We start from the raw sequence: 19,169 nt of genomic DNA, 5'->3' as shown, positions 1-19,169 counted from the left end.
TATTTTCCCTTTAAATTTATTGGCTAATATTTTACTAAAAATTTAATTAAAAATGACTTATTATGATATTATTATAAATTAAATTCACTAAAGATGTGAATAATGTGAATAACTTAAAAGGATATATGTGAAAATCTTAGGAATAGACCCTGGTACTCGCAATTGCGGCTATGCGATAATTCAGAAATTTGGCAATAGAAAATCACTGGTTGAGGCTGGACTTATTAAAATAAAACAAGACGATTTACAATTTCAAATTACTCAGCTTTGTGAAGGTTTAGATCTAATATTTAAAGCACATAAAATTGATGCAGTAGCAATCGAAGATATATTTTTTGCTTATAATCCAAAAACAGTTTTAAAGCTTGCACAATTTCGTGGAGCTTTAATGCTTAAAATTTTGCAAATTCATGGTGAATTTAGTGAATATACTCCGCTTCAAATCAAAAAATCTGTAACAGGCAAAGGAAAAGCGACAAAAGAACAGGTTTCATTTATGGTAAAAAAGATGCTAGGAATAACTAAAGAGATAAAGCCACTTGATATTACAGACGCAATAGCAATAGCTTTAACTCATAGTTTTAATATAAAATCTTAGTAATTATAGCGTTTTATATCGGCTTAAAGTGGATCAATAGCTTTACTTTTAGTTATAAGTTTATGCCCAGCCCAAATAAGTAAAAATAGCCACAATCCAATATAGCTAGTAAGGAGTGTGACAAAATCTCTACCTTGTATTAAGGCTTCATAATTTTGCTCAATTATTACAATTATACACATTATAAGTGCTAAAATTGGCTCAAGTAGGTACCATTTTGCTTTAAATGGTAGATCATTAATATCTTTGCCTTGAGCGATGTAGGCTTTGCGGAATTTATAATGCGACCAAGCTATACCTGCCCATGTGATAAATTCAGCTAAAGCTGAAGCATTAATAAGCCAAAAATATGCCGCATCATCGCCTAAAAGTGAGGTCAAAAAACAAGCCACACCTATAGTAGCAGTAGCAATTAATGAATAAACTAGAACACCTCTAGAATCAGTCTTAGCAAATATTTTAGGAGCTTTTAGCTAAGGAATAGAGCATTTTAATGCTTGAGTACAATCCACTATTTCCAGTGCTAAATATCGCAGTAAATATAACAGCATTCATCACGCTAGCTGCAAAGGCAACTCCAGCTCTATCAAAAATAGTAAAAGGGCTTTGAGCTATATCTGTTTTGCTATTTTTGAGCAAATTTGGATCTGTAAAAGATAAAAGCGTACCAATGATAAAAATAACAAATATATAAAATAGCAAAATTCTCCAAAATATTGCATTTATAGCTTTTGGAATATTTCTGTTTGGATCTTTAGCCTCTCCAGCAGCAACTGTAATAACCCAGTTAAACCAGTAATTCCATCTAATAGCAAATCTAAAAGATGAACTAATAAATCTACTTCCATGCTCATGAAAACTTCCAGTTACAGGTATATATAATGGCGTGAGTGCATTGCTCGTTTTAATGTATTTTGATTTGATAAGATAATTCTTATTAAATAGAATTAAAAAGATTCATAGCTAGAATAGATCTTAGCTATGAATTAAATTTATTGACATCCTTCACACTCTATGCTACGATCAACTGGTTTATTATCCAAGTGGCTTGAGTCTGGGCTTTCGCTTCTTAGATAGTATGTAGATTTCACGCCTAAGCTCCAAGCAAGCATATATATATCGCTAAGATATTTTCCACTAGCTTTATCTAAACTCATAAATATATTTAGACTTTGACCTTGATCTATCCATTTTTGGCGGATTGCTCCTGCTTTGATAAGAACTCTTTGGTCTAGCTCATAAGCTGGAGTGTAGTATTGCCAAGTTTCAGGGCTCAAATTTGGGACTACGCAAGGGGTCATACCGCTTAGATTTTGCTCAAACCATTTTCGCTTATATACTGGCTCGATTGTTTGAGTTGTCCCTACTAATATGCTTATACTAGAAGTTGGCGCTATGGCCATTAAATAGCCATTTCTTATACCATCTTTTTTGACTTTTTCTCTTAATTTAGCCCAATCACAACTACCTTCATCAAATAGACTTCCGCCACGATTGACAAGGGCTTTGGCGTTTGGATTTGCTAGGTCTATTGGGAAGATTCCCTTGCTCCAGTTTGAGCCAGGAAAATCTGGATAAACGCCCTTTTCTACGGCTAAATTTGATGAAGCGTAAATGGCATTGTAGCTGATATTTTCCATTATTTCATCTATTTTTTCAAGATGTTCGTAACTACCCCATTGTATCTGTTTTGTAGCTAGCATTTCAGCCTCTCCCATCACGCCTAAGCCTATTGAGCGACTAGCTAAATTTGTGTGTTTAACCTTAGCATGTGGGTAGAAATTTAGATCTATAACATTATCTAACATTCTAATGGCTATTGGTGTAACTCTTGCTATATCTTCAGGGGTGTTGATTTTGCTTAAATTTATACTTGCTAGGTTACAAACGGCGGTTTTGCCCTCTTTTAAGCCTTTTTCTACTATAAATATATCTTTGTTATTTAATCTATCTAAAGCGGTAATTTTTTTAGCCTTTTTAGTGTATCCACCATCAACTGTTACTTCTAGATTTTCATCAAATAGATCATAGCTACCATCTGTGTAGATTACCTTAGTTTGATAGTAATTCGGCTCAGTATTTTGGAAGATTTCAGTGCATAAATTTGAGCTTCTAATTATGCCTTTGTGTGAATTTGGATTTAGCTTATTTGCGCTATCTTTAAAGCATAAAAACGGCATACCACTTTCAAAATAGCTTGTAAGAATTTTCTTCCATAACTCTTTGGCTTGGATTACGCTTTTAGCGATATCTTGGTTATTTTCATACTCTAGATATCTTTTTTCAAATTTATCGCCATATAGATCACAAAGATCAGGCGTATCAGCTGGATCAAATAGCGTCCATCTCTCATTATTCTCTACTCTTTTCATAAAAAGATCATTTATCCACAAAGCCGGAAATAGTTCATGAGCTCTGCGACGTTCTTCGCCAGAGTTTTTACGAAGATCTAAAAAGTCGCTTACATCCATATGCCAAGGCTCGATATAAACTGCTATTGCACCCTTTCTAGTCCCTAGCTGATCGACTGCAACTGCGATATCATTTGTAACTTTTAAAAATGGTATTATCCCACCAGCTGCGTTTTTATGCCCATCAATGCTACCGCCCATAGCACGCACTTTACACCAATCCCAGCCGATACCACCACCAAATTTAGAGAGCAAAGCCATCTCTTTATAACTATCAAAAATTCCTTCGATATTATCAGGAGTGCTTCCAACATAGCAGCTTGATAGTTGGTGCCTTGTGGTTCTAGCATTTGAGAGAGTTGGAGTTGCTAGCATTACTTCAAATTTGCTTATGATATCGTAAAATTTTTTCGCCCAACCTTGAGAATCTAGCTCATTTTGAGCCAAAAACATAGCGATCGCCATAAACATCTGCTGAGGTAGCTCTATAGGTTTTCCATTTTTGTCTTTTATAAGATATCTATCATATAGAGTTTTAATCCCAAGATATGTAAATTGCATATCTCGCTCTGGTTTTATATAGTTGTTTAGATCATTAAGATCATATTTTTCTTTTAAACCAAGCAAGATTCTGCCCTCTTTTTCTCCTTTGATTAGATAATCTTCAAGGCTATTATATCCGCTAAATCCAGTTGCTTTGTGATACAAATCATACAAAAATAGCCTAGCTGCGACAAAGGTCCAATTAGGGCGATCTATATCTATCTTATCAACTGCGGTTTTGATGAGAGTTTGCTGGATCTCGTCAGTTGTGATATTATCACGAAATTGAATTTTCGCATCAACTTCAAGCTCGCTTAAATTGACATTATCTAGTCCGGCTACTGCTTCGCTTGTGTATTTTTTGATTTTAGATATATCTAGCTCTTCAGTTCTGCCATTTCTTTTTATAACTTTCATATTATAGTTATGCCTTTATATTAAATTTCAAATACTCTTTTAAATATTCTATCTACATTTTTTGTATAGTAAGTGTAGTCAAAACACTCTTTTATCGCATTTTCATTGAGTTTTTGTCTAAGCTCATTATCATTTAGTAAATTTTGTAAAAATAGACTCTCACCATTTTCATTAAGAGCTTTTTTGCCCTCTTGTAAGTCAGCCCAAACTTTCATAGCATTTCTTTGGACGATTTTGTATGCGTCTTCTCTGCTTACGCCTTGTTTTGGTAGCTCTAAAAGGACTCTTTGAGAAAAGACTAATCCACCGGTTAAATTTAAATTTTTCATCATATTTTCTGGATATACAACCAAATTTGCTAGTAGGCCATTTAATCTATTTAGCATAAAATCACTCGTTATAAAGGCATCAGGCAAGATAAATCTCTCTACACTTGAGTGGCTGATATCTCTTTCATGCCAAAGGGCGACATTTTCCATAGCTGGTATAGCGTAGCTACGAATCATTCTACAAATACCGGTTACATTTTCACTTAAAACTGGATTTCTCTTGTGTGGCATAGCGCTTGAGCCTTTTTGCCCTGGGCTAAAATACTCCTCAGCTTCATAAACTTCTGTCCTTTGATAGTGTCTTATCGCTACTGCTATCTTCTCACAACTACTAGCTAGTATGGCTAGAGCCGATATCACTTGAGCGTAGCGATCTCTTTGGATTACTTGATTACTTGCTGGGGCTGGGTTTAGGCCTAAGTTTTGGCATACTAGCTCTTCTAATTCAAGTGGAGAGTGAGCGAAATTACCCATCGCACCGCTTATCATACCAGTGCTAATAACGCTTTTAGCGTGGTTTAGTAGCTCATAGGCTCTTTTGATCTCATCATACCAAATAGCAAGAACTAAACCAAATGTTATAGGCTCTCCGTGAATTCCGTGGCTTCTGCCAACCATTAGAGTGTTTTTATGCTCGTAAGCTCTTTTTTTGATAGTTTCCATTAAAATTTTAACATCATCTAAGATTAACTCCATACTATCTTTTATCTGCAAAGCCACAGCTGTATCGATACAATCACTACTTGTCATACCAAAATGGACAAATCTACTCTCTTCGCCTAAGCTCTCGCTAACACTTGTTAAAAATGCTATAACATCATGTTTTGTAGTTTTTTCTATTTCATCTATGCGAGCAATATCAAATTTAGCATTTTCGCAGATTTTTTGACAATCACTATCTGGAATAAATCCTAGCTTATTCCACGCTTTGACTGCTGCTATTTCAACCTTTAGCCATGCATCATATTTAGCTTGCATACTCCACTTATCACTCATAACTTTTCTAGCGTATCTCTCTACCATTTCAGAACCTTTTTTGCTAAATTTTTATATAATTTTAATCTGATATTATATAAAAAATGTTCTAAAAATTAGGTTAATAAATGGCATATATTAAGATGAAAATTGGTGAATTTATCGGGCAAAAAACTTATCAAATTTTGTTATCACGTGGCTATACAATGAGCCAAGCTCAAAAGCTTTGTGATAAGGGTAGATTAATTGATAAAAATGGTGTGACATTAGATAAAAATAGTACTGTAAATGGTGAATTATTTTTTATAGATTATGAGTGCAAGCCAGTTGGATTAGAGCCAATTTTTGAATCTGATGAATTTGGAGTTTTTGATAAACCAAGTGGAGTTTTGACCCATCCAAATGGTAGGAATTGTAACTATAGCCTATGTGATGAGATTTGGAGCTTATGGGGAAAAAATGCATCTGTAGCACATAGATTAGATAAAGAGACAAGTGGAATTATTGTAGTTGGCAAAAGTATAGAAACTACTAAAAAACTTAAGGCGATGTTTGAGAGTAGATGTATTTTTAAAAGCTATTTAGCATTGGTGAGTGGTAAAGTTCAGGAGAGTAAATTTAAGAGATTCATAGCAGCAAATTATATGGATTTTGTAGATAAATTTAGTTTTATTAACGATGAGAATTGGCTTGTGATAGATAGAGCGATGGATATTACAAGAGATTATGATGATATTAAAATTCGAATGCAAATTTGTGATAATGGTAAGCGTGCTATAACACTATTTAGGCCGATTGAATTTGACGAGAAAATAAATGCAACTTTGGTTGAATGTATTCCATTAACTGGACGCCAGCATCAGCTTAGGCTTCACCTGTTTTATGTGAAACATAAAATTTTAGGTGATCCAATTTATGGGCTTGAACGACGTGATATAGAGAGAATTTTAGATGGCAAAATGAGCAAAAATGAGCGTATCCAAAAGAGTGGGGCTAATAGACTTATGCTTCACTCAAATCGGCTCAAATTTAACTATAATGGAACTGAATTTGATATCAGTTCCAAGATGAAATTTGGATTAAGTCCATTTGCGCAAATGGATTAAAAACCTGGGTCAAATGGCAAATTTTATCTATAGAAATCATCGGTACCTAGACTTCTCATTTGAGCATCTCTTTTACGATTTCTATTTTCTCTTTCTAGTTAATCAACTCTATTAGATAATCCTTGGTATTCATAACTAGATGAATCATAGGATAAATCATATGCATTAGCAAAGATAGCACTTGCAACTAGGGTGATGAATAGGATAAATTTTTTCATAATTACTCCTTTTTTTGGTCTAAAAAGAGTATTCTACCCCCCCACCCCTAACTTAAAATATGATTAAAATTACTATAAAAAATAGTTAAATTTTTAAAGATGAGTTAGGGATAGATCAATTAGTATTAAAATTCATTTATCAGATTTTATCACATATATCATTCCGATTAATCCAATAGCAACGACAATGACAATAAAAACAAGTTGAATTATATCAAGCAGTGGCACTATTTTCCCCTTTACTTCGCTCTTTTAATTGTCCGCATGCAGCACTGATATCAAGTCCTTTACTTTGACGAATTGTGCATGTAACGCCACGAGATTGAAGGTAATCTCTGAATTTTTCTACATTTTCTTGCGATGGTCTTTGATATGGACTACCTTCATGTGGATTGAAAAGGATTAAATTCACCTTTGCTTTAATCCCGTGAAGTAGCTTTACAAGGGCTTTTGCGTCGCTAAGATTGTCATTTATCTTATCCATTATTAGGTATTCGAACATAACTCTTTTTCTCATATCTATAGGGAATTGACGCACAGCATCCATCACACTAGCGATATTATAAGCCTTATTTACTGGCATCAATTTCTCTCTTAATTCATCTGTAACAGCGTGTAAAGATATAGCCAAAAGCACGCCCAAATCCATTTCACCAAGCTTTTTAATCTGTGTAGCTAACCCACTTGTGCTGATAGTTTGGCGTCTTGCTCCTATAGCTAGACCATCATTATCTTTTAAAATATTTATAGCTTTTGATACATTATTTAGATTATCTAATGGCTCGCCCATACCCATATATACGATATTTACTCTTCTCTCATAAGGTATGTTATTTTCTCTTTTTATCCATAGAATTTGTCCTACGATCTCTCCAGCAGTTAAATTGCGTATGAATCCGCCTTTGGCTGTTAAACAAAAGCTACAACCCATTTTACATCCTACTTGAGAACTTACACAGATTGTATATCTGGCATGTTTTTGTGTTTTACCATTTTCATCTACAATCTCTTCTTTCATCGGTAATAGCACACTTTCAATTGTTTTGCCATCTTTAAGTTTAAAAAGATATTTTATACTTCCATCGCTACTAATCTCATTTTTGATCATCTCTAGTGGTTCGATATAAAATTCATTTTTTAATCTTTCTCTAATATCTTTTGGTAGATTGCTCATCTCATCAAATGATCTTGCATTTTTTTTATATATCCACTCATAAATTTGCTTTGTTCTAAATTTTGGCTGGATAAATTCAGACAGCTCCGCCTGAGTATAATCAAGCAAATTTTTCATATAATTCCTTTTGATTTTAGATATTTTGTAATTATTTCTTTGGCTTGTGGATAATTTTTAATAAAATCATCATGTGCATTTTCATTGCAGTAGTTTGTGGAGCATAGAATGCATTCAAAATCTATTTTGAATAAATTTGCTACACATCGTACACTGTAAGCTTCCATATTTTCAGCTGTGAAACCTAAATTTTTAAATTTTTTTGAAATTTCAGCTGAATTTGTAATGAAGTTTGATGAATTTATTAAAATTGTTTTTTGTGAAACATTAGGCAAATTTATCTTGATAGGAGTGTAGCTAAGCCCTATAATTCCACTAATTTCATAGTTAAATGCTAAAGAACTTTGGTAAATTTTAAGCAAATTTTCATTGCCATAAATTCCGCAACTTCCAATAAATATAATCTTTTTCGGTAGTTGTTTTAAATTAAGTAAAATTTTAGTTAAATTTATTGCTGGTTCAACCATTCCAATTCCAATTGTTGTAGCAAATTGAAAACTCTCCATTTCTCCGGCACAAACTATCAAAGTATTGCTATTAAGCTTATTTTGACTCAAATTCTAACCCCAATTCCATTATCTTTTAAAAATTCTTTTAATTTCATAATTTCAATCTCTTTATAATGAAATATGCTAGCTGCAAGCGCTGCATCAGCTCCATTTTGAAAAGCTTGCAAGATGTGCTGCATTGTGCCTGCTCCTCCACTAGCAATGACTGGAATTTGGATTGAGTTTGATATGGCCGATGTTATATTTAAGTCATATCCAGCCTTGGTTCCATCGCTATCCATAGAGGTTAAAAGTATCTCTCCAGCACCTAAATCATAGACTCTTTTAGCCCATTGTATCGCATCTAGTCCGGTATCTTTTCGTCCTCCATGAACAAATACATTATAACTACCATTGCTATTTTTTTTGACATCTATAGCAACTACAATGCATTGAGAACCAAATTTATTAGCAGCTTCATAAATTAAATTTGGATTATCAACAGCTGATGAATTTAGGCTGACTTTATCACAGCCAACATTTAACAGCCTTGATATATCATCTATTTTACGAATTCCACCACCTACAGTAAGAGGGATAAATAATTGTTTTGCGACCTCTTCTACTACATGTACTATGGTATCTCTTCCATCGCTACTAGCCGTAATGTCTAAAAAACATAGTTCATCAGCACCTTCATCATTATATCTTTTGGCTACTTCGATTGGGTCACCAGCATCTTTTAACCCTACAAAATTAACACCTTTGACAACTCTTCCATTATTTACATCTAAGCAAGGTATGATTCTTTTAGCGAAATTTTCCATTTTTAAAACTTTTTATTTTTATTTTACTATAAATTCAGTCAAATTTAGCTAAAATAGCCACCTATGATACGTGCAAAAAAGAAATTTGGTCAGAATTTTTTAACCGATGAGAGCATAAAGCGTCAAATCATCCAAGCGATTCCCAATGATTTAGAAAGGATCGTAGAGATTGGGCCTGGCTTAGGTGATTTAACACAAAAGCTTGTACAACTGAGTGGGAAAATCGAGTGTTTTGAGATAGACAGCGAGCTTTATGAGATTTTGCTAGATAAATTTGCTAGTGAAATTTCGCAGCATAAACTAAAAATAACCAATACTGATGCCCTTGAATCTTGGCATGAGATATCTAGGCAGGACTATTTTTTAGTAGCGAATTTGCCATACTATGTAGCGACAAATATGATATTAAAAGCACTTAGCGATAGCAGATGCAAGGGGCTTGTTGTTATGATTCAAAAAGAGGTAGCCTTGAAATTTAGCGCACAACCAAGTGATAGCGAGTTTAGTGCTTTGGCTATTTTAGCTGGAGTTAGGGGTGATGTAGAGTTGCTCTTTGATGTGCCTGCAACTGCGTTTAATCCAGAGCCAAAGGTTGTCTCAGCGGTTATTAGGATTATTAAAAATAGAAATTTAGTAGATGATTTTGAGCTTGGTGAATTTGAGCGGTTTTTAAGGTCTGCATTTGTTGCTCCACGTAAAACTTTACTTAAAAATTTAGCTTGTTTTTGCTCAAAGTCTATTGTAGAGAGCTTTTTGGCTAAACATAATTTACCGCTTACTACTCGTCCTCATGAGCTTTGTGTCGCCTTATATTTAAAACTATTTAAAGAGGCTAAAAATGAACGAAGAGAATGCACAAACTCTAGGTGAAAAACCTAGCAAAAAAAGAAGATATCGCAATCATAAAGATAATCTAAAAAAAGAGGCGAAACACGCAGCTAAGGATCAAAATTCGCAAATTGATGAAACTACCAAAACCGATGAGTCAAAAGAGCAAGCCAAAAAAGCTAAAAAGCGTCGCAAAAATAGCAATCCAACAGTAAAAATCAGTGGCAACGAAGAGTGGCAAAAAGATATGAAAGCCGCCATAGAAGCAAATAAGGCTAGTCATGAGTTGCGTCTTGAACCACTCAAATACCTAAATTCAGCCGAACACAAAATCACTATAACTCCGCTTGGCGGTCTTGGCGAGATCGGCGGAAATATGACTATTTTCGAGACAAATAACGATGCGATTATCATTGATATCGGTATGAGCTTTCCTACTGAGAGTATGCATGGCGTGGATATTTTGGTGCCAGATTTTGACTATGTCAGAAAGATTAAAAACAAAATCAGAGGCATTATCATAACTCACGCACACGAAGATCATATCGGTGCGGTGCCATATTTTTTCAAAGAATTTCAATTCCCAATTTATGCTACGCCACTTCCATTAGGGATGATAAGCAATAAATTTGAAGAGCATGGACTAAAGTCTTATAGAAGCTATTTTCGCCCGATTGAAAAACGCAAGGTCTATGAGCTTGGGGAATTTGAATTTGAGCTTATACATATCACTCATTCTATAATCGATGCTAGTGCGTTAGCCATCACTACAAAGGCTGGAACTATAATCCACACTGGCGATTTCAAGATTGATCACACTCCAATCGATGGCTATCCAACGGATTTAAATCGCTTAGCATATTATGGCGAAAGGGGCGTTTTGTGCTTATTAAGCGACTCTACAAATAGCTACAAAGATGGAATCACAAAGAGCGAAAGTAGCGTTGGAAAGACCTTTGATTCTATATTTGCTACCGCTAAGGGCAGGGTAATAATGAGTACATTTAGCTCAAATATCCATAGGGTTTATCAAGCTATCGAGCGTGGCATAAAATATGGCCGAAAAGTCTGCGTGATAGGCAGAAGTATGGAGAGAAATCTATGGACGGCTATCGAGCTTGGATATGTGAATTTAGATCGCAAGATTTTTATAGATGCAAATGAAGTTGTCAAATATCCAGATAATGAGGTTTTAATAGTCACAACAGGCAGTCAAGGCGAAACAATGAGCGCTCTATATAGGATGGCGACTGATGAGCATAAATATATCAAAATCAAGCCAAGTGATCAAGTAATCATCAGCTCCAAAGCAATTCCTGGCAATGAAACCAGCGTATCAACGATTTTGAATTTCTTATTAAAAAGTGGAGCAAATGTAGCTCATCAAGATTTTAGCGAAATTCATGTAAGTGGACACGCAGCCCAAGAGGAGCAAAAGCTTATGTTAAGGCTGATTAAACCTAAATTTTTCCTTCCAGTTCATGGCGAGTATAATCACATAGTCAAACACAAAGAGACAGCGATGAGCTGTGGAATTGATGAGAGAAATATATATTTGATGAGTGATGGAGATCAAGTTGAGGTTTGCCAACGCCATATCAAAAGAGTAAAAACAGTTAAAACTGGTAAGGTATTTATAGATAATCAGATAAACAAACAGATCGCCGATGATGTAGTAATTGATCGTCAAAAGTTAGCTGAGGCTGGAGTTGTTACTATCATTTCACAAATTGATAAAAATGCTAAAACTCTAATTCATAATAGAGTAATTAGCTATGGATTAGTAAGCGAAAGACATGCAAGAAGTCTAAGTAAAGAGCTTGAAGAGATATTGCTGCAATTTTTAACTAATGTCAAAGATGATATGCTAAATGACCAAAGAGCGTTAGAAAATCAAATTCGTCAAGTTATTAGAAAGCATATATTTAGAAAGCTTAAAAAATATCCGACAATTGTACCAGTTGTCTATCTGATGTAACGGAGTTAAAAATGGATATAGCTAAAATTGCAAGTGAAGTTTTAAATTTAGAAGCTGATGAGTTAAGGCGTCAGGCTGGTTTAGTTGGTAGCGAATTTCAAAAAGCTGTAAATTTAATTTATAGCTGCAAAGGCAAGCTAATAGTAACTGGCGTTGGCAAAAGCGGCCATATTGGAGCTAAGATTGCTGCTACTTTAGCAAGTACTGGAACGCCTAGCTTTTTTATCCATCCAACAGAGGCTATGCATGGTGATTTGGGGATGATTGGGAGTGATGATGCAGTTTTGGCTATTAGTTATAGTGGCGAAAGTAGCGAGCTATTAGCTATTCTTCCGCATATTAAAATAAGAGATATAAAAATCATAGGCATCTCTAAATCAGGTTCAAGCTTAGCCAATTTAAGTGATGTAAATTTAAATATAGATATAGAGCGTGAAGCTTGTCCAATAGGCGCAGCGCCTACAGTATCAACTACGCTAACCTTAGCGCTTGGTGATGCGTTAGCTGTTTGCCTTATGAAGCTTAGAGATTTTAAAAGCGAGGATTTTGCAGCATTTCATCCAGGTGGAAGCCTTGGCAAAAGGCTATATCTAAAGGTAAAAGATACTATGAGAAAATCAAATTTACCAATTGCCAAAGATGATATATCGTTAAAATCAGCCATTACAGCAATGAGCGAAGGTAGATTAGGTAGTGTGATTTTAGTAGATAATGATGGCAAGCTTAGTGGAATTTTAAGCGATGGAGATTTAAGAAGAGCATTAGAACAAGATGGCTTTGATATTAACTCTAAGGCTATAGAATTTGCAACCAAAAATCCAAAAACTCTAGATAATCCAGATATGTTAGCATATGATGCATTTAGATTAATAGAAGAGTATAAGATTCAAATTCTCATAATACAAAAAGATCAAAAACCAATAGGTCTTTTACATATTCATGATTTAACGAGCTTAGGGCTATAAAATGCGTATCAATAAATTTATCTCACACAATACAAACTACTCACGCCGTGAGGCTGATGAGCTTATCAAGGCTGGTAAGGTCAGTATAAATGGGCGAATTATAAGCGACTTATCAACTGATATCAAAGATGGCGATAAGGTAAGAATCGGCTCAAGGCTAGTTAAGCTCAAAAAAGAATTTAGCGTCATAGTCTATAACAAGCCAAAAGGCGAGCTAGTAACCAAAAGAGACGATCGTGGCAGAAGGACGATTTATGATAGCTTGCCACGGGGATTTTCTAAATTTATTAGTATCGGTAGGCTAGATTTTGCTAGTGAGGGGCTTTTGCTTTTGACTGACGCTCCTGCGATTGCTCAGGCTCTTATGGATAGTGATATAGAGCGTGAATACTACCTAAAAATTAAAGGCAATATCACAGAACAAGTTATAAATGCGATGCGTGAAGGCTTTTTTGCTAAGGATGCTACTAAAGGAGCTCATGCTAAAACAAAGCAAATTTCAATGGAATTTAAACCATTTTTAGCCTATAGAATCATAAGCCAAAGCGGTGGCTACACAAGGCTAAAAGTCATCATAAATGAGGGGCAAAATAGAGAGTTAAGAAGGTTTTTTGGCTATTTTGATTTAGAGGTTATGGATCTAAAGCGAGTTAGCTTTGGTAGGGTTAGCTTGGATCAATTAGGCGAGGGGAAATGGCGGTATTTCACGAATTCCGAATATGATGATTTAAGAGATTTTTTAAAACAAAATGGAGTGAGATATTGATATGGCAAAATCTATTATAGAGGTGGCAAAGGAGATATTAGAGCGTAAAAAAGAGGCGTTAAATCCAATTAAAATGTATCATATAGCAAATGAAATGGGGCTTACTAAAGAGCTAAATTTAAATGGCAAAACGCCGTGGCAGAGTTTTGGAGCTGCTATTTATATGAATGTTAAAGAAGCAGATAGCATTTTTGAAGTAGTGGCTACAAAACCTATACTTATAAAGCTAAAAAATCAAGTTATAAATTTAGAAGCTCAAATGGAGAAAAATAGCGAGATAAAAGAGCCAAAAACTTCTTATAGCGAAAGGGATTTGCATCCGCTTTTAAGTAGATTTGTCTCTTTTAATGAAAATTTCAAAGCCTATACAAAGACGATTTATCACGAAAGTAGCAAAAAATCCCAAAAAGGCGCAGACAAATGGCTATATCCAGATATAGTTGGTGTGAGTTTTGAGTATAGGGATTATCAAAAAGAGTTAAATAGATTTATAGGCAAATTTGACTCTTTGCCGATTAAAATTTACGCTTTTGAGATGAAAAAGCATCTTAGTGTGGGTAATTTTAGAGAGTATTACTTTCAAGCTGTGAGTAACTCAAGCTGGGCAAATGAGGGCTATTTGGTCGCACTTGATATCGATGAGAGCGATGAGGAGCTTATGGATTTAATCAAGCGCCTTAGCTATTCATTTGGTATAGGGATTGTAAGTCTAAGCTCACAAAATGTCGATGAAAGTGTGATTTTGGCTAGGGCGAGATTTAGGGAGAGATTGGATTATTCTGTGATGAGTGAGTTAAGCGATAAAAATCCTGATTTTAAAAAATTTCTTGAGAGCGTAGAAGAGTTTAATATAGAAAAAGATTATAGAAGCAAAAGCGAATTTGATGATGTTTTAGATGATGAGAGATTAGAAAGCTATCTAAAAGAGAAGAAAATCAAAGGATAAAAATAAATTTAATAGCAATACGATGCTTCGCAGATGCTAAATAAATTTAAAAGATTTTTAAAATAAGTGGAGCAAAATATCGATGGTTAAATCAATTTTATTTGTATGTCTTGGTAATATTTGTCGCTCGCCTTTGGCTGAAGGTATCGCAAGAAAGGCGCTTAATTTTTTAAGTTAAAATTAGGAAATTCTAGAATTCCTAAGATAATTAAAAGGCAAGAAAATGTATAAATGGAAAGATGGCTTTAAGCCTGATATTTGCGATAAAGACAAGCAATGTAGATATATGCTTGGTAAAAAGGGTAAAAATACGCTAATTTGTATCGGCGCAAATCCTAGCGTAGCAAGTGGTGGCGAATGCGATGCTACAATGAATAATCTATGCTCAATTCTACAAAATAACGGCTATGATGGTTTTGTAATGCTAAATCTCTATCCACTAATAGCTACAAATCCTAGTGACCTTGCTAACTTTGATGAAAAAATACATAAGTCTAATTTAGAAAAAATAAAAGCTATTTTAGCTGAATACAAAAATAGTGATATTTTGCTTTGCTATGGCGTGGTGTTAAAAAAGCGTAAATATCTACAAAAATGTTTAGATGATATTTTAAGTCTATGTAGTAGCCGAAATATAAAATGCCTCGATGCTATCACAAAAGATGGCTATCCGCCACATCCATCACGCAAAAGCAACAAAATCAAAATAATTGATTTTGAAATAAAAAACGACAATAAATAGTCTGTAATTCTAGCTAGAATTATGCTATAATTGCCAAAATGCAAAAAATGTATCGGCAGAAAGGATAATAAAATGTATACAAATCTTACAAACTACTTGGAATTCTTAGAAAATTCTAAAAAATTCAAAGCGATGGATAAAGCTGCGAAGGCGCAAATGCTAAGCCAAATAAATGAGCTTATAAAAAGCGAGGCTCTTTGGGTGCGAAACTCACACAAAGATGAGAGCAAAAGGCGCATTTCAGAGGCTCTTTTTGCTAGGCTTTATAGTGACAAAAAAGATGAAATCATCGCAAAAATCAAAGAAAAGCAAATTGCGATTTTTAGCGTGTTTAGCAAAGAGGCAAACCAAAAATACCCAAAAGAGCTAAAAGAGCATAGAAAGCGTGGAGATATAGAATTTGCCGTGGCTTTTGGTCGTGGCAAGGACGAGAGCGGCGAGGCTGTTTTTGCCACTACCTTTATCGCATTTGCCAAATCAGCAAGCCTGCCTATCTCTCCTATCGCCCAAAGGGTAGTTCGCAAGTATGAGTGCGGTGGCAAGTATATTTGCGGGATAAATAGATTTAAAATTTATGATGCTTTTGATGAGAGTAGCGAGTTCTATGGCATTGCCAAAAAGTGCGATATAATCAATTTTGATAAGCAATGCGAGATAAATTTGGCTTTGCTTAAAGAGCTGATTTATTTGCCTGAGTGGATAAAGGATTTTGCTTTTACTCACGCTAAGGCGCTGTTTTTTAATCGGCTCTGCGATGAGATAATAAGCGCAAATAGGCAAGTCATCGGCTCTGTCACCGGACAAACTGCTCGCTCACTGTGGAGTGATAACTACGATGTAAGCTCGTATTTTAAAACCCCAGAGCCAAGCAATACCACGCTAAGTGATGTATTTAAAGTGATAGCAGACAAAATGGAAGAAGATAGGAATTTAAGTGGTTTATACAAAGAGAGCTAGAAAAAGACTTCAAATAGTCTGCTAAATTTGTCATGATTTTGTAAAGACAAAAAATAATTAAAAGCACAAAAATTTTAGATATAATTCAAAAATCTAAATGTTCAAAAAAAGAGGTATCAAATGTCAATTAACATGACAGAAATAATAAAAACATTACAAGGCAAGCGTCAAATTTTTTGTTCTGAGGCTGATTTTCAGTTAGAAATGGCTTTGGTTATAAAAGAAATGTATACTAATGCGAAAGTAAGATTAGAGTATGTACCTACATTTGATGATAAAATGCACATTGATATTCTTGTATTTATTAGCAATAAATGGATACCGATAGAGCTAAAATACAAAACTAAAAATAGCAAAAAAGAAGAAATGATAGATAAAATAACTCAAGAGGTTTTCAATCTAAAAAACCAAGGGGCAAAAGATATAGGCTGTTATTTGTATCTAAAAGACATTATGCGAATAGAAAGCATAAAAGAACAAAAAATAGAAATCATAAAAGGACAAGAAAAGAATAATTTTAAAGAGGGCTATGCTGTTTTTCTCACAAATGATAAAACATATCTTGAATCACCGCAAAACAATGATTGTGTTTACAAGGATTTTTCACTTCAACATGGAATTACAAAACATGGTGAGCTAAAATGGGCAGAACATACTGGCGCTGGGACGAAAAAAGGCATTGAAGACCCCATAATACTAAAAGGTAGTTATACAATGGAGTGGAAGAATTTTTCAAATGTAAATGAAGAAAGAAGTGATGGAACTTTTTATTATTTAGTAACAAAAATTATATAAATTTTTCAAAATTCTATTATAGTCTGGAATTTTGGCTAGAGTTTTGAGTATTTTTAAGGAGTAAAGATGAAAAAAGTGCTTATTTTAAGTGGTGCTGGATTATCGGCTGAGAGTGGGCTAAGGACTTTTAGAGACTCTGACGGACTTTGGGAAGAGTATGATATAATGGAGGTTTGCTCGGCTCGTGGGTTTAGAGAAAATAGACAAAAAGTGTTAGATTTTTATGACAAGCGTAGGGCTCAGTTAGCTGGCTGTGAGCCAAACGAAGCTCACAAAATGATAGCAAGGCTAAAAGAACGCTATGGCGAGCAAATATCCGTGCTAACGCAAAATGTAGATGATTTACTAGAGCGAGCAGGCTGCGCTGGTGTCGTTCATTTACACGGATTTTTGCCTGAGATTTACTGCCAAAATTGTAAGAAAATAGAGTATATCGGCTACGAGGCTATAAATGCTAGAGAGCATATTTGTAAATGTGGGTGTAAGAAGTTTCGCCACAATATCGTTATGTTTGGCGAAGCAGCACCTTTTTATGCTACTTTATACCACGAGTTAGAGGCTCTGCGCTATGCCAAGAACTCACTATTTGTATGCATAGGCACGAGCGGGCAGGTGCTAGATGTGGCAAGCTTTGCTAAATACGCTAAAAACAGCATTTTAAACAACCTTGATAAAAGCGATATAGACCACGCATTCAGCAAATGCTACATAGAAAAAGCCACAACTGCTGCGCCAAAAATAGAAGCTGATATAGAGAAGTTTTTTAACTAGAATTTTAGCAAAATAGCTATATAGAGCTTAAGAGATGCGCTTGTTTTAATATCCCTATTGGATACTGGTATGTAAGTAGTGTAGAAAACACAGAAAACATGTTTAATGGAGCTAGGGCTTTTAATCATCCCTTAGATAAGTCAGCAAATCTTAAAATTTAGTGTCGCATGTTTCATAATTGTAAAGGTTTTACCTACTTACTAAACGATAAAAAATGCAAAAAGATTACTTACCACGCTGTTATTTTATCTATGAAGCAAATAAATAGCGTGGTAATTACTCAAGTTCTTTATTTGTTAGCAGATATATAATTTGCAAACTATACACCTATTTAATAATAAAAGCTACTAAATTTCAATCTTTCATTTACATTTACTAGAAAACATAGAAATTTTTTAAAATTATTTTCTCATTTATCATTTTACGACATTAGATGTCGCATGCTTCTTGTAAAATACGCTTACAATTTTACTAAAAGGAGCAAATATGCTACAAACAATCTTAACTGAACTACAAGGTGGCGATAGAGCTAAAATCACTGAGGTGCTAAATGCTGGGGTTAAAAAAATATGCGAGGATTTTGAGATAATCTGCCTTGCTGGTGATGAGCTGGGTGAGTCGTTTGCTGATGATGAGCCTAGAGAGCAAAAAGAGCTAGACTTTGAAAAAATGAGCGATGAAGAAATTGATGCAGAACTAGATAGACAGAGTGCAGAAATTAACAAAGACTTGGAGCTTATAGACAAAGGTCTAAATGCTATTAGTGAGTGCGATTCGCTGTTATTTGGTATCATTGATATAGTCTGTTCTGAGTTTTCAAATGAGAGTATAAACTCCCAGTTTGGCAAACTGCTAAAAGAGCAGGCTAGCAGGTTAAGCCACCAAAAAGCAAAAAATGAGCTGCTTAATACTGCTAGTAAGATAGAAAGTTTTGCTAAAGATAGAGCAAATAGTGTTAGCGTACTTTTTACTAATGCGCTTTATATCTTTAAGGCTGATAAGCTAGCTAGCAAGGTGGGTACTAATGTCGCTGGTCTGCTTGATGATGAGAGTGATGGGAGCTTTAAGAGTGCGTTAAAGACAGCCGCAGAGCTTATAAAAAAACAAAAACTAGGCTCAAAACTACTTCTTTGGGCTGAGCTAAAAAGAGCAAACCAAGCTCTAAAAGCGCAGTTTCCTAGCCTAAGCATAGAAAATCTAGAATTCTAAGGGGCAAAA

The 19,169-nt window shown here is 34.6% G+C and carries 18 protein-coding genes and 2 pseudogenes; 14 read left to right on the top strand and 6 right to left on the bottom strand.

The window, feature by feature from the left end; genetic code table 11:
- The first annotated feature begins 121 nt into the window (after nucleotides 1-121).
- Nucleotides 122-598 carry a crossover junction endodeoxyribonuclease RuvC gene (gene ruvC / locus CIGN_RS08090; RefSeq protein ID WP_181892548.1) on the top strand — a complete coding sequence of 159 codons (477 nt, stop codon included), beginning with the start codon at nucleotides 122-124 and terminating at the stop codon, nucleotides 596-598.
- Nucleotides 599-621: 23 nt separating this feature from the next.
- Here the strand turns inward: ruvC and CIGN_RS08085 are convergent.
- The 3 genes and pseudogenes from CIGN_RS08085 to purB all read right to left on the bottom strand — a co-directional run bounded on the left by CIGN_RS08085 (nucleotide 622) and on the right by purB (nucleotide 5,321).
- Nucleotides 622-1,432 (bottom strand): annotated as a pseudogene (locus CIGN_RS08085) (amino acid permease).
- A 158-nt stretch (nucleotides 1,433-1,590) separates the two neighbouring features.
- Nucleotides 1,591-3,969, bottom strand: coding sequence for a ribonucleoside-diphosphate reductase subunit alpha (locus CIGN_RS08080; RefSeq protein ID WP_086303175.1), 2,379 nt, complete (start codon nucleotides 3,967-3,969; stop codon nucleotides 1,591-1,593).
- 20 nt (nucleotides 3,970-3,989) lie between these two features.
- The gene (gene purB / locus CIGN_RS08075; RefSeq protein ID WP_086303174.1) at nucleotides 3,990-5,321 is read right to left on the bottom strand and encodes an adenylosuccinate lyase; all 1,332 of its coding nucleotides are present in this window, start codon (nucleotides 5,319-5,321) and stop codon (nucleotides 3,990-3,992) included.
- An 80-nt stretch (nucleotides 5,322-5,401) separates the two neighbouring features.
- Between purB and CIGN_RS08070 the strand changes: the two genes are divergently transcribed.
- Entirely contained in the window at nucleotides 5,402-6,379 is a 978-nt protein-coding gene (locus CIGN_RS08070; protein ID WP_086303173.1) for a pseudouridine synthase family protein, read from the top strand.
- A 432-nt stretch (nucleotides 6,380-6,811) separates the two neighbouring features.
- Here the strand turns inward: CIGN_RS08070 and rlmN are convergent, their stop codons facing one another.
- The 3 genes from rlmN to hisF are packed head-to-tail and all read right to left on the bottom strand — an operon-like array spanning nucleotide 6,812 to nucleotide 9,203.
- Entirely contained in the window at nucleotides 6,812-7,888 is a 1,077-nt protein-coding gene (gene rlmN, locus CIGN_RS08065) for a dual-specificity RNA methyltransferase RlmN (protein WP_086225249.1), read from the bottom strand.
- Nucleotides 7,885-8,415, bottom strand: a complete 531-nt coding sequence (locus CIGN_RS08060; RefSeq protein WP_086225306.1) for a phosphorylase family protein — start codon at nucleotides 8,413-8,415, stop codon at nucleotides 7,885-7,887. The genes rlmN and CIGN_RS08060 overlap by 4 nt, the downstream gene beginning before the upstream one ends.
- A 26-nt stretch (nucleotides 8,416-8,441) precedes the next feature.
- Nucleotides 8,442-9,203, bottom strand: coding sequence for an imidazole glycerol phosphate synthase subunit HisF (gene hisF, locus CIGN_RS08055; protein ID WP_086228617.1), 762 nt, complete (start codon nucleotides 9,201-9,203; stop codon nucleotides 8,442-8,444).
- Between the two features lie 63 nt (nucleotides 9,204-9,266).
- Here hisF and rsmA point away from each other — a divergent pair, with 63 nt between their 5' ends.
- From rsmA to CIGN_RS07995, 12 genes and pseudogenes are all read left to right on the top strand, one after another.
- A complete protein-coding gene (gene rsmA, locus CIGN_RS08050; protein WP_086303171.1) occupies nucleotides 9,267-10,073 on the top strand; it encodes a 16S rRNA (adenine(1518)-N(6)/adenine(1519)-N(6))-dimethyltransferase RsmA in 807 nt (268 codons plus the stop codon).
- Nucleotides 10,042-12,009, top strand: a complete 1,968-nt coding sequence (locus CIGN_RS08045) for a ribonuclease J (protein WP_086303169.1) — start codon at nucleotides 10,042-10,044, stop codon at nucleotides 12,007-12,009. Before rsmA ends, CIGN_RS08045 begins: the two co-directional genes overlap by 32 nt.
- 11 nt (nucleotides 12,010-12,020) lie before the next feature.
- Entirely contained in the window at nucleotides 12,021-12,974 is a 954-nt protein-coding gene (locus CIGN_RS08040; RefSeq protein ID WP_086303166.1) for a KpsF/GutQ family sugar-phosphate isomerase, read from the top strand.
- A gap of 1 nt (nucleotide 12,975) precedes the next feature.
- Nucleotides 12,976-13,740 carry a pseudouridine synthase gene (locus CIGN_RS08035; RefSeq protein WP_086233589.1) on the top strand — a complete coding sequence of 255 codons (765 nt, stop codon included), beginning with the start codon at nucleotides 12,976-12,978 and terminating at the stop codon, nucleotides 13,738-13,740.
- A gap of 1 nt (nucleotide 13,741) precedes the next feature.
- A complete protein-coding gene (locus CIGN_RS08030; protein ID WP_086244913.1) occupies nucleotides 13,742-14,686 on the top strand; it encodes an HTH domain-containing protein in 945 nt (314 codons plus the stop codon).
- A gap of 82 nt (nucleotides 14,687-14,768) precedes the next feature.
- Nucleotides 14,769-14,843: pseudogene (locus tag CIGN_RS08025) on the top strand (arsenate reductase/protein-tyrosine-phosphatase family protein); the annotation flags it as partial.
- Nucleotides 14,844-14,909: 66 nt separating this feature from the next.
- Nucleotides 14,910-15,428, top strand: coding sequence for a DUF1643 domain-containing protein (locus CIGN_RS08020; RefSeq protein WP_086303164.1), 519 nt, complete (start codon nucleotides 14,910-14,912; stop codon nucleotides 15,426-15,428).
- A 72-nt stretch (nucleotides 15,429-15,500) separates the two neighbouring features.
- Complete coding sequence (locus CIGN_RS08015; RefSeq protein ID WP_086303162.1) at nucleotides 15,501-16,385, top strand: hypothetical protein; 885 nt, start codon at nucleotides 15,501-15,503, stop codon at nucleotides 16,383-16,385.
- Between the two features lie 120 nt (nucleotides 16,386-16,505).
- Nucleotides 16,506-17,180: a hypothetical protein gene (locus CIGN_RS08010; protein WP_086303160.1), complete on the top strand. Its 675-nt coding sequence runs from the start codon at nucleotides 16,506-16,508 to the stop codon at nucleotides 17,178-17,180.
- A 66-nt stretch (nucleotides 17,181-17,246) separates the two neighbouring features.
- Entirely contained in the window at nucleotides 17,247-17,951 is a 705-nt protein-coding gene (locus CIGN_RS08005; protein WP_086303158.1) for an SIR2 family NAD-dependent protein deacylase, read from the top strand.
- 20 nt (nucleotides 17,952-17,971) lie between these two features.
- Complete coding sequence (locus CIGN_RS08000) at nucleotides 17,972-18,112, top strand: BspA family leucine-rich repeat surface protein (RefSeq protein ID WP_086303221.1); 141 nt, start codon at nucleotides 17,972-17,974, stop codon at nucleotides 18,110-18,112.
- A 325-nt stretch (nucleotides 18,113-18,437) separates the two neighbouring features.
- The gene (locus CIGN_RS07995; protein WP_086303156.1) at nucleotides 18,438-19,160 is read left to right on the top strand and encodes a hypothetical protein; all 723 of its coding nucleotides are present in this window, start codon (nucleotides 18,438-18,440) and stop codon (nucleotides 19,158-19,160) included.
- The last annotated feature ends 9 nt before the right edge of the window (nucleotides 19,161-19,169 follow it).

The sequence above is a fragment of the Campylobacter devanensis genome, assembly GCF_002139915.1.
In the GTDB taxonomy this organism is placed as follows: domain Bacteria; phylum Campylobacterota; class Campylobacteria; order Campylobacterales; family Campylobacteraceae; genus Campylobacter; species Campylobacter devanensis.
This window is presented reverse-complemented; position numbering and strand designations above follow the sequence as displayed.